Source organism: Tianweitania sediminis (assembly GCF_017813335.1).
GTDB lineage: Bacteria > Pseudomonadota > Alphaproteobacteria > Rhizobiales > Rhizobiaceae > Tianweitania > Tianweitania sediminis.
The window spans coordinates 497,443-513,930 of the sequence record NZ_JAGIYY010000002.1; the positions used below are offsets into that span (position 1 = coordinate 497,443).

Below are 16,488 nucleotides of genomic sequence, written 5' to 3' on the forward strand. Positions count from 1 at the left end.
GATGATTGTGGTGGAGCCGATGCGTCGATATAGGAGCGGGATGCGCCGAAGCGGCGGAAGGGGAGCCTGTGCATGTGGGAAGCCGACACCATCTTCCTGGGCGCGAGCAGAAACCCTGACGACAGCTACCGGGCGCCGGAAGCGCTTCTCCTGAAGTACGGCAACCGGCACGGCCTGATCACGGGCGCGACCGGCACCGGCAAGACGGTGACGCTGCAGGTGCTGGCGGAAGGCTTTTCCGACGCCGGCGTTCCGGTGTTCTGCGCCGACATCAAGGGCGACCTGTCGGGCATTGCCTGCCGGGGTACGCAGCAGGACTTCCTGGTGAAGCGGGCAGCTGACGTGCGCCTTGCTGCCTACGAGAACACCGAATTCCCGGTGATCTTCTGGGACCTCTTTGGCGAGCAGGGGCATCCGATCCGCGCCACGGTCTCTGAGATGGGACCGCTTCTGTTGTCGCGGCTCATGAACCTGTCGGACGCACAAGAAGGCATCATGAACATCGCGTTCAAGATCGCGGATGACGAAGGGCTTTTGCTCCTCGACATGAAGGATCTGCAGGCGCTGCTCGCCAACATCGGCGAGCGGGCCAAGGAAATCGGGACGAGATACGGCAACGTCACCAAGGCGTCCGTAGGAGCCATCCAGCGGGCCCTGCTGGTGCTCGAGCAACAAGGCGGCGATCACTTCTTTGGCGAACCGGCGCTGCATATCCGGGACCTGATGGGGCATACGCGTGACGGCCGTGGCGCCGTCAACGTGCTGGCAGCCGACCGGCTCATGATGAGCCCGCGCCTCTACGCGACCTTCCTGCTTTGGCTGCTCTCGGAACTCTTCGAAGAACTTCCGGAAGTGGGCGACCTCGACAAGCCGAAACTCGTGTTCTTTTTCGATGAAGCGCATCTTCTGTTCGATGACGCGCCCAAGGTGCTGGTGGACCGGGTGGAACAGGTCGTGCGGCTGATCCGCTCCAAGGGGGTCGGTATTTATTTCGTCACGCAGAACCCGCTCGACATTCCGGAAACCGTTCTGGCGCAATTAGGGAACCGCGTGCAGCACGCGCTTCGCGCCTATACGCCGCGGGAGCAAAAGGCGGTGAAGACGGCCGCCGAAACTTTCCGTCCAAATCCCGATTTCGATTGTGCGGCTGCGATCACGCAACTGGGCGTCGGTGAAGCCCTCGTTTCCGTTCTGGAAGCGAAGGCCGTGCCGTCCGTGGTGCAACGGACGCTGATCCGTCCGCCTGCAGCGAGGCTGGGGCCCATTACGCCGGACGAGCGACGCACAATCATGAGCAACAGTCCGGTTGCTGCCGCCTACAACCAGACCATCGATCGCGACTCCGCCTTCGAGGTGCTGCAGCGCCGAGCCGAAGAAGCCGCAGTGCCCGAAGAAGAAGAAGCGGAACAGGCTCAAGCAGGCGGGGCAGGATGGACGCTGCCCGACTTCGGAGAAGATCGGTCGCCAAACGATCGGGCGCCGACGCGCCGCACCCGTTCAAGCGGCGATCACGAGCCGCAACGCCGCGCGCCACGTGCATCCAACCGCCAAACGGTGGCGGAAGCAGCCGTAAAATCGGTGGTTCGCTCCGTCGGCTCTTCCCTCGGCCGGGCTCTGGTGCGCGGCTTACTGGGCAGTCTCAAGCGCGGCCGGTAAAGGAAAAGCCCCGGCACCGAGGCTTTTCAAGCGTCAGGTCCTGACGATCAGATCACCACGATCGGCGTGCCATTTGGCACACGGTCATAAAGATCAATGACGTCCTGGTTCATCAGGCGCACGCACCCAGAAGACACGTTGCGCCCGATCGAAGCCCACTCAGGGGAGCCGTGCAGCCGGTAAAGCGTGTCTTCGCCGTTCTGGAAGATGTAAAGCGCGCGTGCACCGAGCGGGTTGTTCAAACCTGGCTCCATGCCGCCGTTTTCGGCGCTGTAGGGCGCAAGCTCTGGCTGGCGGGCGATCATCTCGTCCGGCGGGGTCCAGGTCGGCCATTTGCGCTTCCATTGCACAACGGCGCGGCCGGACCAGGCGAAGCCTTCGCGACCCAGGCCCACGCCATAGCGCATCGCCTGCCCATTTGGCATCGTGTAATAAAGGAAGTGGCTGCCGGTATCGACGACCACGGTGCCGGGCTTCTCGCCGGTGGGGTTCGGCACGATCTGGCGGTAGAACTGCGGATCGATCTTTTCGAACGGCACCGCCGGGATCTGGTAGCCCTCGTCATAAACAGGGCCATACATCGCTGCCGGGTTCAGGCCGCTGCTGCCGCCGCCCATGAAGGGCTCGGCTGGAGCGAGTTCAACCGTCCGGTCAACCGGGCCGATGCGGGTTGCACAGGATGCCAGCGCGAAAGTGGCTGCCAGCGACCCGGCGCTCAGCAGAAAGCGTCGGCGATCTGCGCGCGTTTGGGTAAGTGGGTTCGACATGGAAGGTGGTTCTGCCTTTCGACTGGACGCGGAACTAGGAGAAAGCCAAGCGTGCGGCTTGCAAAAGCAACAACGCGTGAGTGCGGCAGGAAATCAGTTCCAGCGACGCATTTTCGCCTTTTGCTGCCAATCGGGCTGGCCTGTGTGCCATATCAGCAACAGCTTCCCTTGCGTTTCTCCAGGTTGGATCAGGACTGCAGCACGCCGTCCAGACTGGGCAGGATGAGCGCCGGCGGGAGGTCGAGGTATTCGTCCGGCATCTTGTTGCGGTTGATCCAAACGCTGCGGAAGCCGAACCGGGTTGCGCCCGCGATGTCCCAGCGGTTGGACGACTGGAATGACACCGCATCGGGATAAAGGCGCCAGTGGGTGGTGACGAGATCATAAACGCTGGGGTCGGTCTTGAAGCGGCGGGTGAGATCAACGGAAAAGATCTCGTCGATCACGGCGTCAAGGGCCGCCGACTTCACGGCAGAGGTCAGCATGTCCGGCGATCCATTGGACAGGATTGCCACGCGCGCACCCGCAGCCTTGAGCCCGCGCAGCACGGCCGGCACTTCTGGATAACAATCCAAGGTCCAGTAGGCATCGAGAAGCTTTTGCCGGATCGCGCGGTCGGCGCTTGGAACGCGCGCAAACGCATGATCGAGGGCTTGCTCCGTCAAAGCCCAGAAGTCCTGGTAAGCCCCCATCAGGGTGCGGACCCACGAATATTCCAGCTGTTTGGCACGCCAGATCTCGGAAAGGAGTTGCCCGTCCGGGCCGATTTCTTCCGCGTGACGACGCACCGCTGCATGAACGTCAAACAGCGTTCCGTAGGCGTCAAAAACAAAGTGGCTAAAGGGCATGGCGTGATCCTGGTCGCTGTTCACCTAGCGTGGTTCCGACCCGAATGGACTGAGCCACCGGGCCGGGAGTTTGAGGCCTGGAGCGAAGATCAGCCCCTTGCCGGTTGACGCGCAGCGCATTGCCGTTTTTGAGTGCGCGCTCAAGAGCGCCCGAGGAAAAGAGCACTGGCTATGATCCCAACCAAGCCCACGACGACCAAGACCTGGACCTTTGTTGACGGCGATTGGGTCGAAGGCAACCCGATGATCATGGGACCGCAAACCCATGCGATGTGGATGGCGTCTTGCGTGTTCGACGGCGCCCGCTGGTTCGAGGGCGTTGCTCCCGATCTGGATCTTCACGCGCAGCGCGTCAACATGTCCGCCGTAAACCTCGGCCTTCAGCCCACTGAAACAGCCGAGTCGATCGTCGGCTATGCTCGCGACGGCTTGAAGAAGTTTGATGGCAGCACAGCGGTTTACATCCGCCCCATGTATTGGGCCGAAAGCGGCGGCTACATGGGCGTGGCGGCGGATCCGGCATCCACCCGCTTCTGCTTGTGCCTTTACGAAGCGCCGATGATCCCGCCATCAGGTTTCTCCGTCACGCAATCGCCGTTCCGTCGGCCTTCCTTGGAAACCATGCCGACAAACGCCAAGGCCGGGTGCCTTTACCCGAACAATGCACGCGCCGTCGTGGAAGCCCGGTCGCGCGGCTTCGACAATGCGCTGGTGCTCGACATGCTGGGCAATGTCGCGGAAACCGGCACGTCCAACGTGTTCATGGCCAAGGACGGCGTGGTGTTCACGCCCGCGCCAAACGGCAGCTTCTTGTCTGGCATCACGCGCGCCCGCAACATCGCGCTCCTGCGCCAGGCCGGCCACGAGGTGATCGAAAAGGCTCTGAAGGTCGCTGACTTTCTGGATGCCGACGAGGTGTTCTCAACCGGCAATCATTCGAAGGTCGTTCCGATCATCAAGGTGGAAGACCGCGATCTCCAGCCAGGACCGATCGCCAAAAAGGCGCGTGAGCTTTACTGGGAGTGGGCGCACTCAACGGCCGCCTGAAGAATTCAAGCCAATAGCCACCAGGCTGCGTTGCCGCTCGCGGCGCGCCGCCTATGTTCCACCAGGACCCGCACAGCCATAAACGAGGGAGATTGTTCCATGGCCTTCCAACTTCCCGAACTGCCTTACGACTACGAGGCGCTGCAGCCTTACATGTCGAGGGAAACGCTGGAATACCACCACGACAAGCACCACAAGGCCTATGTGGACATGGGCAACACGCTGGCTGAGAAAGCCGGCATGGCCGACCAGTCGGTCGAGGAAGTGGTGAAGGCGTCTTATGGCAAGGACCAGCCGCTCTTCAACAACGCTGCGCAGCACTACAACCACATCCATTTCTGGAAGTGGATGAAGAAGGACGGCGGTGGCAAGAGCCTCCCAGGCAAGCTGCAGACCGCGTTCGACAGCGATCTCGGCGGCTATGACAAGTTCCGCAACGACTTCATCGAAGCAGGCAAGGGCCAGTTTGGTTCGGGCTGGGCCTGGGTTGCCGTGAAGAACGGCAAGCTCGAGATCATGAAGACGCCGAATGGTGAAAACCCCCTCGTGCACGGCGGCACGCCGATCCTCGGCGTCGATGTTTGGGAACATTCCTATTACATCGACTACCGCAACGCGCGCCCGAAGTACCTCGAAGCCTTCGTCGATAACCTCATCAACTGGGATTACGTGCTCGAGCGCTACGAAGCCGCCGCCTGAGCTTTCGTTTCACCCATCCTGCAAAGCCCCGCTCCGGCGGGGCTTTTTTTTGCCCGTGACGCGCCGGATCTGTGAACGCAGTGTTCAAGAAGAGGCTGGCCCGCTCACGGATCTTTGTCCGCGACATTTCACGAAGCTCGTGCATGCTGCGCTTCAGGGACTGTCGATCATCTCGGAGGAATGGATGAAGAAGATCGTACTCACCGCTGGCCTGCTGATCCTGACAATCGGTTTTGCTTATGCCGATCCCATCGAGGAGCGGCAGGCGCTCATGAAGGATATGGGGCGTGCGGTGGGATCCGTGGCCAAGATCGCCCAGGGCCAGGAGCCATTCGACGCAGCCAAGGTTCAGGCAGCGCTTGAAACGCTGGCCGCCGACGCGCAGAAACTTGACGTCGAAGCTCTTTTTCCTGAGGGAACTGAAACCGGCGGAGACACCGAAGCGTCGCCGAAGATCTGGGAAGATCGCGCTGGATTCATCGCCGTTGCCGAGAAGTTCAAGGCTGATACGGCAGCAGCCGTTGCCGCCAACCCACAGGACCTCCAGTCCTTCCAAACGCAGTTCAAGCTGGTGACGGCAAACTGCGGAACCTGCCACCAGGGCTATCGCGTGAAGCGCTGATCCCAGAATGCGGACAACAGCAAAGCTCGGCTGGGCCGCTGTCGGACTGGTTGCGGTCGCGGCGGGAGCCGGTTGGTTCCTGACCGCGCCGCAGCGCGTTTCGTCCGATGTGGTTGCGGCGCTCGGCCCCGGCGATGCCCAAGCCGGACGGCGGATCTTCTTTGCTGGCGGCTGCGCTTCCTGCCATGCCGCCCCGGGTTCGGAAGGCGAGGCCCTTCTCGAACTGCCGGGCGGAGTCCGCTTGGTGAGCGCATTCGGCACTTTCGTGGCGCCCAACATTTCCCAGCACCCAACCGACGGCATCGGCAACTGGTCGAGCGAAGATCTCGCCAATGCGATGCTTAACGGCGTTGCGCCCGATGGATCGCATCTTTATCCGGCTTTTCCTTACCCCTCCTATACCCGCATGGCGCCGTCCGACATCGGCGATCTCTACGCCTTCCTGAAGACCACGCCACAGGTCGCCGGTGGCGCCGCCCCCAACGAGGTTGGCTTTCCGTTCAGCGTCCGCCGTGGCCTAGGGCTTTGGAAGGCGGTGAACCTCGACAGCGAACCCGTCGTGGCGCTGGCGCCCGATGCGTCCGAACAGGTGCAACTCGGCCGATATTTGGTGGAAGGTCCGGGGCACTGTGGCGAATGCCATACGCCGCGCGATGCGACGGGAGGCCTGGAGCGGTCGCAATGGCTGGCCGGCGGCATTGCGGCGGAAGGCGAAGGCATCATTCCCAACATAACCCCCGACGGCAGCATCGGAGACTGGTCGCAGGCCGATCTCGTCACCTATTTCGAAACGGGCTTCACACCCGATTTCGACGTGGTGGGTGGCCCAATGGCCGAAGTCCAGAAGAACCTAGCGCAACTCAGGCCGGAAGATCGCGAAGCGATCGCGGCCTACCTGAAGGCCATCCCCGGCAAGCCAAACGGATATCCCGCTTCGAACTGACGTCGAGCGGTCGTCCTTATTCCGGCACAGCGGAAGGGGCATAAACCGAAGGAGCTTTCGGCGCCTGCAAAAGCAGAACGAGGGCAGCCACCCCGACAAAGGCGACGATTTCATAGATCAGCGAGGTCTGCATCGCGCTGAGATAGCGGTCTCCTGAGGCAGAAGGGCCGCCACCTTCCAGCACGGCGAAAAAGATCTGCCCCATGATGGCGACGCCCAGTGCACTGCCGACCTGCTGAAACGACTGCAAGGCGCCGGCACCCGATCCGGCATCGCGACCCTGAACGTTGGACAGCACAGTCTGGAACAGCGACGAGATCGTCATGCCGAGACCGATGCCCGATACGAACAAGGGCGCGGCCGCCGTCCAGTGATCGTCGAAGCTTTCGATCGCGCCGACGACCCCGCGCAGCCAGACCATGCCGGCCGCAAGCAGAAGCGCGCCGGCGGCAGTTCTTTGGCGCAGGAAGCTGGACTTCAGCCGGCCGTTTATGGCCGACGAAACAAGCACACCAATCGAGAAGGGCACGGTGGTGAGCCCGGACTCCAGCGGCGTGAATCCAAGCCCTGATTGCCAGAAGATCGCCAGCACCATGAAGAAGCCCGCAACGCCGGAAAAGAACAGAAGCACCATCGTGGTGCCCAGCATGAAGTTGCGATTGCGCAGCAGGGCGGCAGGCAGAAGCTGGGTGAGGTCAGCCCGTTCGCGGCTTTTCTGGAGCCGGTAGAACAAGACGAAGCCGACGGCGGCGAGCACCATCAGGCCGAAGATCCAGGAGGCCCAGCCGAAGCCGCGGCCCTCGATCAAGGCAAACACGATCAGAAAGATCGACGCACCCGCCAGAAGCGTGCCGCCAAGGTCATTCACCTGCCCGGTGTTGCCAGGCAGCTTCGGCACCACGCGGCCAGCCGCCCAAAGGGCAAACAAACCAACCGGTATGTTGACGAGAAAGATCGGGCGCCAGTCGAGACCCCAAAGATCGAGGCTGATCAGGAGGCCGCCGGCCAAGGGACCGGTCACCGAAGCAAGGCCGGCACTGAGCCCGAACAGGGAAAATGCGGTTCCCCGTTCCTCCGGCGGAAAGGTGACCTGAACGATGGCCAGCACCTGCGGCATCATCATGGCGCTCGCAAAGCCCTGAAACACCCGCGCGATGATCAACCAGCCGGTGGACGGTGCCAGTCCGCAAAACGCCGAAAACAGGGTGAAGCCTGCGACACCGACGAGGAAAACCGACTTGCGCCCGATCCGGTCACCCAAACGGCCGAACGGCAGCAAGCCGATCGCAAAAGCCAGGATATAGGCAGCCACGACCCACTCGATTTCGCTGGATGACGCGCCGAGACCTTCCTGCAAGCTGGGAAGGGCAACGTTGACGATCGTCACGTCGATCAGGTTCATGAACCCTGCGAGCAGCAGGATAAAAAGCATCGGCCAGCGCCGCGCATAAGGTTGTTCAGGCGCGGCGGCTTGCATCGGCTGGGACATGGAAGTGACTTTCGAAGAGGTCGGCTGTTCAGGCCGTCAGAGGAGCCGAGAACAAGAAGCGTGGAGGACGCGAATGGTTGCCCATCCGCGTTCCCTTAAGGGACAGCAGCGTCCTTTCCTGTCACCTTCAGGGCGAAGGCGTAAGTGTAGGCAATCTCTTCCAGCCGTGAAAAACGGCCGGAAGCGCCCGCGTGGCCCGCATCCATGTTGATGCGAAACAGAACCGGATTGCCCGAGGTCGAGCGATCGCGCAGCCGCGCAACCCACTTCGCCGGCTCCCAATAGGTCACACGCGGGTCGGTGAGGCCGGCAACCGCCAGGATCGGCGGGTAGGGCAGGGCCGCAACGTTGTCATAAGGCGAATAGGCCGCGATCGTCTTGTAGTCCTGCTCGGACGCAATGGGATTGCCCCATTCCGGCCATTCCGGGGGCGTGAGCGGCAGCGTGTCGTCGAGCATGGTGGACAGCACATCCACGAACGGCACTTCCGCCACAATCGCACCGAAGGCTTCCGGCGCGAGATTGGCAACGGCACCCATCAACATGCCGCCGGCAGAACCACCCTGCGCCACGATGCGGTCGTGGCTGGTGTAGCCTTCAGCAACCAGGTGGCGCGCGGCCGCGATGAAATCGGTGAACGTGTTCTGCTTGGCGGCGCGCTTGCCGTTTTCGTACCAGGCATAACCCTTGTCCTTGCCGCCGCGGATATGCGCGATGGCGTAAACGAAACCACGATCCACCAGGGACAGGCAGTTGGTGTTGAAGCTCGCCGGAATGCTCATGCCGTAGGAGCCGTAGCCGTAAAGCAGGCAGGGCGCGGTGCCGTCGAGATTGGTATCGCGGCGGTGAAGAAGGGATACCGGCACAAGCTCGCCGTCGGGTGCCGGCGCCATCAGGCGGCGCGTGACATAATCATCCGGATTATGACCGGACGGCACTTCCTGTGTTTTGAGAAGCGTGCGCTCGCGCGTGCGCAAGTTGTAGTCGAAAAGCTGTGCGGGGGTCGTCATCGAGGAATAGGAGAAGCGGATCACGTCCGTGCCGTATTCATAGGCGCCGCCCAGACCCAACGAAAAGGCTTCCTCGTCGAAGGCGATGAGGTGCTCCTCACCGGTGGCCCGTTCGCGCACAACGATGCGCGGCAGGCTGTCCTTTCGCTCGAGCCGGACGAGGAAGTCGCGGAAAGCCATGACAGACAGGATCAGACGGCCGGGTTCGTGTGGCACGACCTCGCGCCAGTTGTCCCGAATCGGATTGTCAGCCGGCGTCTCCATGATCTTGAAATCTTTGGCGCCATCGGCGTTCGTCAGAACAAAGAAGACGTCGCCGCCTTCCTCCAGATCGTATTGCAGCCCTGTTTCGCGCGCCGCCACGAGTTGAGGGGTCGCATCCGGCTCGTCCGCCCGCAGGATCCGGTATTCGGACGTCTCGTGATCTCCAATCGAGATCATGATCCACTTGTTGTCGCGGGTGCCGCCGACACTGACGAAAAAGCCGGCATCGTCTTCCTCGAACACCAGACGGTCCTCGTCAGCTGACGTTCCGATCCGGTGGAAGAACACTCGCGAGGGCCGGTGATTGTCATCGAGACGGGTGTAGAAGAAGCCGTCCCCGGAGGCGTTCCACACGCCACCTCCGCCAGTATCGGGCACGACATCCCCAAGATCCTCGCCCCCGGCGAGGTTACGAACCCGCAGCGTGTAGAACTCGGATCCTTTGTTGTCGTAGCCCCAAAGCAGCTGCTGGTGATCAGGTGAATGATCAACGCTGCCGAGGTGGAAATAGGCCTGGCCTTCCGCTTCCTTGTCACCGTCGAGCAGGATCACCCGCTCGCCGCCATCGCGTTGCGTGCGAAAGAAGCGCGGATGCTGTCCGCCTGTGACGTAGGACGAGCCGTACGCGAAGGGGCCGTCCTTCAGCGGAACGGAGGAATCGTCTTCCTTGATGCGCCCCCGCATCTCCTTGAACAGGCTTTCACGCAGGGCGGCCGTGTCGGCCATTAGGGCTGTCTGATAGGCGGTTTCCGCTTCAAGCTGCGTCCGAATGGCGGGGTCAAGCAGAGACGGATCTCGGAACACGTCCTGCCAGTTGTCGGCGCGCAGCCAGGCATACTCGTCGCTGCGGCTGATTCCATGGCGTGTGTTGCTCCACTCCCGACGCTCGGTGGTGAGCGCAGGAAGAGGCGGGAAAAGGCTCTTGGTCATGAGGATCTCTGACAAAAAAGTGAGTGAAAACAGCTGCTTCTGCTCACCAGAAGAAGAAGGTGGGTTGGCGGCCCGAAAATCCTGCCGAACATAAGGGTCCGACCGCGAGAAGTCACCCGCAGAGGGCTCTGAAAAGCTGGGCGGAAGGGTGTTTCGGACGATGCGCCTGCACGCTTCCGAGGATTCGGCGCTAGCGCTTTCGCCAAGCCCGGGTTAGGCAGGCAGCGCAACCAACCCCATTCTCCCAAGCGCAATCGAGACCACCGCATTCATGCAGTCAGGCAGTGAAACAGCATTGTTGATCGGGCTTGCCCTGCCATTCGCGGGCGCTGCGGTGGCGCCATGGCTGATGCGGCGGATGGGCGATCGTGGTGCATGGCTGTTGGCGCTCATCCCGCTGTTTGCGTTCACGGTGTTCGTGTCGCTTGTTTCCACCGTCGCATCGGGAACGTCCGTGCGCGGCGAGGTCAGCTGGATCCCTTCGCTCGGCGTGACCTTGGCCTGGTATCTCGACGGGCTGTCCACCGCTTTCGCCCTGCTGATATCGGGCATCGGCACGCTGATCGTGCTTTATTCCGGCGGTTACCTACATGGGCATCCGCAGCATGGCCGCTTCATGAGCTACCTGCTTCTGTTCATGGGCGCGATGCAGGGACTGGTTGTCGCCGACAACTTCATGATGCTGTTCGTGTTTTGGGAACTGACGTCCATCGCGTCGTTTCTGTTGATCGGCTTCGATCACGAGCGTGAAGCAAGCCGTCGCGCCGCGTTGCAGGCGCTCGTGGTAACCGGGCTTGGTGGCCTCGCCTTGCTCGCCGGGCTGGTGGTGATCGGCATGGCAACAACCACCGACACCCTGTCGGGCCTCCTGGCGCAGCCGGAAGGCCTTCGCGGCAGCGAGCTCTATCTTCCCGCGCTTCTCCTGATCCTGCTCGCCGCCTTCACCAAGTCGGCGCAGCTTCCGTTTCACTTCTGGCTGCCGAACGCGATGCAGGCGCCCACGCCCGTGTCGGCCTATCTCCATTCCGCCACGATGGTGAAGGCCGGCGTTTACCTCCTGATGCGCTTGAACCCTGCCATGGGGGAAACGGCGATCTGGGAAACGGTGCTGCCCTTGTTCGGCGGCGCAACGCTGCTGGTGGGTAGCGTGCTGGCGCTGCGCCAGACCGATCTCAAGCTGATGCTGGCGTACACAACCGTCGGCTCGCTCGGCCTCCTTGTCATGCTCACCGGCTTCGGCAGCGATCTGGCCGTCTCTGCTGCAGTGCTTTACCTGATCGCCCATGCGCTGTTCAAAGGCGCGCTGTTCATGGTGGTGGGCATCCTCGACCACGAAACCGGCTCGCGCGACACCCGCGATCTCGGCGGGCTGCGCAAGGCGATGCCGATCACCTTTGCCGCAGCCATCGGAGCCGCCTTGTCCATGGCCGGTATTCCGCTGTTCACGGGCTTTCTTGCCAAGGAAGCCATCTATGAGGCGCTCACCCACGACAGCGGCGGCTGGCCGCTTCTGATCCTCCTTGTCGCGATCCTGGGTAACGCTACCATGGTGGCCATCGGCTTCGCGGTGGGGCTCCGACCCTTCATCGGCCGCCAACGGGAAACGCCAAAACATCCGCATGAAGGCCCGGCGCTCTTGTGGCTGGGACCAGTTGTTCTGGCCATCACCGGGCTCCTCGCCGCCCTTCTTTACGGCCTGTTCTACAGAACAATCGCCGATCCGATGACGACGGCCGTGGCAGGGTCGGCATTCGCCAACGCCATTTCTCCCTTGCCGCATGTCAGCCTTGCCTTCGGCTTGTCTCTGGTCACGCTTGCAGTTGGCCTGGTGCTGTATGCCGCACAGGCCCGCCTGCGTGGCGGACTGGCAAGCGTTTTCGGCGCTGGAAACTGGGGTCCGGACCGCGGCTTCGACCACGTGGTGGCCGGGTTGGTTCGATTGTCCGCAGCCGTGCTCCGCATCGTCCAGAACGGCCGCCTTGACGTCTACATCACAATCGCCTTCATCACGACGGCGGTGGTCCTGCTGGTGCCGATGGTGATTTACAGCGAACTGCCGAGCATGCCACCGTTTCCAGCGCTTCAACTCCACGAATGGACGTTGGTCGTGGTTGCGCTGGTCGGCCTTTACAGCGTCGTTCGCACGCGCAATCGGTTGACCGCCATTGTTTCACTCGGCATTCAGGGCTTTGCCGTGGCCGTTCTTTTCGTGCTGATGGGCGCGCCGGACCTGTCGTTCACCCAGTTCATGGTTGAAACGCTTTCGGTGATCGTGCTGGCGTTGACGATGACGAGGCTTCACCTTTCCCCAACCGATCACCGGCCCTGGAATGAGCGTCTGTTCGACGGGTCGATTGCGATCGCGTGCGGCGTGGCATTCACGCTCCTGCTTCTTCGCGTGACGCAAAATCCCTTCGACGCGTCGCTCTCCGAGTTCTTCAACGCCAACGCCCGCATCATCGCCCACGGCCGCAACGTCGTGAACGTGATCATCGTCGATTTCCGCGCTCTCGATACTTTGGGAGAGATCGCCGTTGTGGCCGTGACGGGCTTGGTCATCCTTGCCCTCCTGCGGATTGCTACGCCGGGACGGATTAGGGGACGGTCATGAAAACACTGATTTTTCGAACCGTTGCGCCGTACCTGACTGCTTTGATGCTGCTTTTCTCCGTGTTCATCCTGCTGCGCGGCCACAATGAGCCCGGTGGCGGGTTTATCGGTGGCTTGATTGCCGCATCAGCTTTTGCGATCTACGGCATCGCCTTTGGTGTGCCTGCCACGCGACGTGCGATGTGGTTTCACCCGATCGCAATCGCGGGAACAGGCCTGCTCATAGCGGCCTTGTCAGGGCTCACGGGCTTGTTCAGCGGCACACCCCTTTTGACGGGGGTCTGGACGAAATCCCCAATCATCGGCTTCGACATTTCCAATGTGATCATCTTTGACATCGGGGTTTACCTCGTGGTTGCCGGCGCGGTCAGTTCGATCGCGCTTGCCCTCGAAAGCACCGAGGATAACCACTGATGGAAGCAGTGATGTCCCTCCTGGTCGGCTGCTTCTTCGCTGCCGGCGTTTACCTGATGCTTTCCAAAGCGATCATTCGCATCCTGATCGGCATCGTTCTGTTCGGCAATGCGGTAAACCTGCTGATCTTCACTGCGGGCCGCATCACCCGCGAAGCCCCGCCGGTGATTGCGCCCGACATGGACCGACTGACCGGCATTGCCGCCAATCCCCTACCGCAAGCCCTGATTCTGACGGCAATCGTGATATCGTTCTCGTTTTTCGCCTTCCTGCTGGTGCTTGCGCTACGCACCTACCAGGAGCTTGGAAGCGACAATACGGTGCAGATGCGCGTTGCCGAACCGGAAGGTGACACCCTTCCGCCGCTTGGATACTGAGACGTGGCTGTGCTTCCGAACGCGGGCGCTGATGCCCTCCTGATGACCCCGACGCCGCTGGCGGACTGGCTGGTGGTTGCACCCGCTGTGCTGCCCCTGCTTGTCGGCGCCTTTCTGATCATCGTGCGGAAGCGCTTGCACTGGCAGGCGCCCGTGGCGATCACAACCCTGGCGCTGGTTTCGCTGGCCAGCATCGCACTTCTCGCACGGGTCTGGAGCGAGGGGACGTTGGTGATGACCATGGGCCGCTGGTTGCCGCCCTTCGGGATTTCCTTCACCGTGGACCTGCTCGGCGCGCTGTTCGCCGTGGCAAACTCGCTGATCGCGCTCGGCTGTGCGATCTCGGCGTCGCGCCGGGTGATCCGTTCGTCACGCCGCTACGGTTACTTCGCCTTCCTGGTGCTCACGGCAGCCGGCGTGAACGGGACCTTCACGACCGGCGACATCTTCAACATGTATGTCTGGTTCGAAGTCTTCCTGATTTCGTCCTTTGGTCTTCTGGTGGTGGGCTCAACACGTGCTCAACTCGACGGCACCATGAAATACGGGGTGCTGAACCTGATCGGAACCACGCTTTTCCTGATCGCGACTGGCCTTCTTTATGGCATCGTCGGCACGCTCAACATGGCCGATATTATGCGCAAGCTGCCGCTGATCGAAGCCGCGCCGCTGATGACGCTTGCAACGCTCTACCTGCTGGCGTTCGGCATGAAGGCCGCCGCATTTCCCGTCCATGCTTGGCTCCCGGCCTCGTACCACACGCCGGAAAACGCCACCTCCGCTTACTTCGGAGGCGTTCTGACGAAGGTTGGCGTTTACGCGCTGTTCCGTGTGCTGGTGATGATGTTTCCGGTGCAACTCCTGGAACTCCAAACGGTCGTCGCCTGGGTGGCAGGATCGACGATGATGCTGGGGGCGCTGGGTGCGCTGGCGCAAAACGACCTGCGCAGGATGGTCGGCTTTCAGGTGATCCTGGGAGTCGGGGTGATGATGGCAGGCCTCGCGATCGGATCGGCGCCAGGGCTCGCGGGCGGCATCTTCTATGCCCTGCATTCCATGGTGGCGATTTCGGCCGCCTACCTGCTGGTGGGCGTGATCGAGCGGCGCAGCGGGTCGGCCTCTCTCAATGCGCTCGGTGGTCTGTGGAAGGATGTGCCGCTCCTCGGCGCGATCGCTTTCGTGCTGGTGCTTTCCCTCGGCGGTTTGCCGCCCGGATCAGGATTGTGGCCAAAGGTGATGCTCGTGCAGGCGGCACTGGAAGCGGGCCGGGGCTGGCTCACGGCAGCGGTGCTGGTGTCGTCTTTGCTTTCGGTGATCGCACTCGGCCGTTTCTTTCTGCTGACCTTCTGGCGGCCGAGTTCCACCGAAAGTCGGAGCAAGCACGACGGAACACCTCGCGTGCTCGGTGTTCTGACGGTTGTTGCGATTGTCATGGGGCTTTATCCGGAGCCCTTCGTTGCTGCCGCAGTGCGAGCTTCCGACGGATTGCTTGATCCCGCCGCCTACATCAACGCTGTGTTTGGGGAGCAGGGCTGATGCCAATTCTGATGCTGATCCTCCTGACGCTGGTGTGGCTGGCGATCTCCGCGACCTGGACTCTGCCCAACCTGTTTCTGGGGCTTCTGCTTGCCGCCACCGTGCTGTTTATCGTCCGCCATCACCTTGGCACCCCCGTCTCGATCCGCCGTCCCCGCAAGATCCTCGTGCTGTTGGCGGTGTTCGCGGTGGAACTGATGAAATCTGTGTGGAACGTGGTGAAGGCGGTCCTGAAGCCGACGATGGACGTGTCGCCCGGCATCATCATCTATCCGCTGCAACTCAAGTCAGACTTCCAGATCGCGCTGCTCGGCAACATGATCACGTTGACGCCGGGCACGCTGACGGTGGACGTCACCAGCGACCGGTCGCATCTGGTGATCCACGCGCTCGACTGCAGGGACCCCGATGCAACGCGACGCGACATCCAGAACGGGTTCGAGCGGCGCATCCTGGAGGCTTTCGAATGAGCCTGTCTTCCGTGATCCTCGAATGGGCGACCTGGCTGACGCTGGCGGTGCTTTGCCTTGCCTTCCTGTTCGCAGTTTGGCGGGTGATCCTCGGCCCCACGCTGCCGGATCGCGTGGTGGCGCTGGATATGCTCGTCGTCATTGCCATCGGCTTTATCGGCGCCATTGGGATCAAGACTGGCTACACGCTCTACATCGACATCGCGCTCGCGCTGGGGCTCGTCGGCTTTCTTGCAACAGTGGCTTTCGCGCGCTTCACCTTGAGCCTTCAGGGCAAGCTGCAACTGCGCCAGGACGCTCGGGATGCCGGCAACCAGGAGGGCGAAACATAATGGTGGCGACCGCTCTCGAGCTTCTGGCAGCCGTTCTCCTTGTGGTCGGATCGTTGTTCACGCTCACGGCTGCCATTGGCATTCTGCGCCTGCCGGATGTGTATTCGCGCATGCATGCGGCGTCCAAGGCGGGGACGGTTGGCTCCTGCGTTATTCTGATCGCCGTTGCACTCGTGGAAATGGATGCAGCACTCGGCACGCGGGCGATTGCGGCGGCAGTCTTCTTTCTGATCACGGCGCCCATCTCGGCGCATCTCCTGGCGCGCGCCGCTTTGCAGGCCGGCTATCCGATGTGGCGGGGGGCGAACTGCGACGAAAGACCTCAGCTCGCGCGTGAGAATGACGGCACCCGTGACTGAGGCTACTCTTTCGGAAGCTACTTCTTGCCTCAAATCGGACCAAAGTCTGATGAGATGTGCCGATCTGCAACACAGCAGGTTTTCTGCTAGCTTATAGCTGCGACTTATTACAAAC

General features: G+C 61.9%; 16 protein-coding genes. 12 read left to right on the forward strand and 4 right to left on the reverse strand.

Annotated elements, in window-relative coordinates; translation table 11 throughout:
• Positions 1 to 72 precede the first annotated feature (72 nt).
• Positions 73 to 1,656 (forward strand): helicase HerA-like C-terminal domain-containing protein, encoded by a 1,584-nt coding sequence (locus J5Y06_RS09395; protein ID WP_209334868.1) that lies wholly within the window; start codon positions 73 to 75, stop codon positions 1,654 to 1,656.
• A gap of 47 nt (positions 1,657 to 1,703) precedes the next feature.
• Here the strand turns inward: J5Y06_RS09395 and J5Y06_RS09400 are convergent, their stop codons facing one another.
• Together J5Y06_RS09400 and J5Y06_RS09405 are read right to left on the reverse strand one after the other, a co-directional pair.
• Positions 1,704 to 2,423, reverse strand: coding sequence for a L,D-transpeptidase (locus J5Y06_RS09400; RefSeq protein ID WP_209334869.1), 720 nt, complete (start codon positions 2,421 to 2,423; stop codon positions 1,704 to 1,706).
• A gap of 188 nt (positions 2,424 to 2,611) precedes the next feature.
• Positions 2,612 to 3,271, reverse strand: a complete 660-nt coding sequence (locus J5Y06_RS09405; protein WP_209334870.1) for a haloacid dehalogenase type II — start codon at positions 3,269 to 3,271, stop codon at positions 2,612 to 2,614.
• A 171-nt stretch (positions 3,272 to 3,442) separates the two neighbouring features.
• Here J5Y06_RS09405 and J5Y06_RS09410 point away from each other — a divergent pair, with 171 nt between their 5' ends.
• The 4 genes from J5Y06_RS09410 (at position 3,443) to J5Y06_RS09425 (ending at position 6,582) form a co-directional block, all read left to right on the forward strand.
• Positions 3,443 to 4,318 carry a branched-chain amino acid aminotransferase gene (locus tag J5Y06_RS09410; protein WP_209334871.1) on the forward strand — a complete coding sequence of 292 codons (876 nt, stop codon included), beginning with the start codon at positions 3,443 to 3,445 and terminating at the stop codon, positions 4,316 to 4,318.
• A 99-nt stretch (positions 4,319 to 4,417) separates the two neighbouring features.
• Complete coding sequence (locus J5Y06_RS09415; protein WP_209334872.1) at positions 4,418 to 5,017, forward strand: superoxide dismutase; 600 nt, start codon at positions 4,418 to 4,420, stop codon at positions 5,015 to 5,017.
• Between the two features lie 184 nt (positions 5,018 to 5,201).
• Positions 5,202 to 5,639, forward strand: coding sequence for a c-type cytochrome (locus J5Y06_RS09420; RefSeq protein ID WP_209334873.1), 438 nt, complete (start codon positions 5,202 to 5,204; stop codon positions 5,637 to 5,639).
• Between the two features lie 7 nt (positions 5,640 to 5,646).
• On the forward strand, positions 5,647 to 6,582 hold the full coding sequence (locus J5Y06_RS09425; RefSeq protein ID WP_209334874.1) for a cytochrome c: 936 nt from the start codon (positions 5,647 to 5,649) through the stop codon (positions 6,580 to 6,582).
• A gap of 16 nt (positions 6,583 to 6,598) precedes the next feature.
• Here J5Y06_RS09425 and J5Y06_RS09430 read toward each other — a convergent pair whose 3' ends face one another.
• Both J5Y06_RS09430 and J5Y06_RS09435 read right to left on the reverse strand, forming a co-directional pair.
• Positions 6,599 to 8,071 (reverse strand): MFS transporter, encoded by a 1,473-nt coding sequence (locus tag J5Y06_RS09430; RefSeq protein WP_245247713.1) that lies wholly within the window; start codon positions 8,069 to 8,071, stop codon positions 6,599 to 6,601.
• Between the two features lie 95 nt (positions 8,072 to 8,166).
• Positions 8,167 to 10,275, reverse strand: coding sequence for a S9 family peptidase (locus J5Y06_RS09435; RefSeq protein ID WP_209334875.1), 2,109 nt, complete (start codon positions 10,273 to 10,275; stop codon positions 8,167 to 8,169).
• A 271-nt stretch (positions 10,276 to 10,546) separates the two neighbouring features.
• On the opposite strand from J5Y06_RS09435, the gene J5Y06_RS09440 reads away from it, so the two are divergent.
• Genes J5Y06_RS09440 through mnhG form a run of 7 tightly spaced genes read left to right on the forward strand, consistent with a single transcriptional unit; the run spans position 10,547 to position 16,373 of the window.
• A complete protein-coding gene (locus J5Y06_RS09440; protein ID WP_209334876.1) occupies positions 10,547 to 12,886 on the forward strand; it encodes a putative monovalent cation/H+ antiporter subunit A in 2,340 nt (779 codons plus the stop codon).
• Positions 12,883 to 13,299 (forward strand): Na+/H+ antiporter subunit B, encoded by a 417-nt coding sequence (locus tag J5Y06_RS09445; RefSeq protein ID WP_209334877.1) that lies wholly within the window; start codon positions 12,883 to 12,885, stop codon positions 13,297 to 13,299. The genes J5Y06_RS09440 and J5Y06_RS09445 overlap by 4 nt, the downstream gene beginning before the upstream one ends.
• Complete coding sequence (locus J5Y06_RS09450; protein WP_209334878.1) at positions 13,299 to 13,676, forward strand: Na+/H+ antiporter subunit C; 378 nt, start codon at positions 13,299 to 13,301, stop codon at positions 13,674 to 13,676. Before J5Y06_RS09445 ends, J5Y06_RS09450 begins: the two co-directional genes overlap by 1 nt.
• Positions 13,677 to 13,718: 42 nt before the next feature.
• The gene (locus J5Y06_RS09455; protein WP_209335117.1) at positions 13,719 to 15,212 is read left to right on the forward strand and encodes a Na+/H+ antiporter subunit D; all 1,494 of its coding nucleotides are present in this window, start codon (positions 13,719 to 13,721) and stop codon (positions 15,210 to 15,212) included.
• Complete coding sequence (locus tag J5Y06_RS09460; protein WP_385931538.1) at positions 15,209 to 15,682, forward strand: Na+/H+ antiporter subunit E; 474 nt, start codon at positions 15,209 to 15,211, stop codon at positions 15,680 to 15,682. The genes J5Y06_RS09455 and J5Y06_RS09460 overlap by 4 nt, the downstream gene beginning before the upstream one ends.
• Positions 15,679 to 16,014 (forward strand): cation:proton antiporter, encoded by a 336-nt coding sequence (locus J5Y06_RS09465; RefSeq protein ID WP_209334880.1) that lies wholly within the window; start codon positions 15,679 to 15,681, stop codon positions 16,012 to 16,014. The genes J5Y06_RS09460 and J5Y06_RS09465 overlap by 4 nt, the downstream gene beginning before the upstream one ends.
• Positions 16,014 to 16,373: a monovalent cation/H(+) antiporter subunit G gene (gene mnhG / locus J5Y06_RS09470; protein WP_209334881.1), complete on the forward strand. Its 360-nt coding sequence runs from the start codon at positions 16,014 to 16,016 to the stop codon at positions 16,371 to 16,373. The genes J5Y06_RS09465 and mnhG overlap by 1 nt, the downstream gene beginning before the upstream one ends.
• Positions 16,374 to 16,488 lie beyond the last annotated feature (115 nt).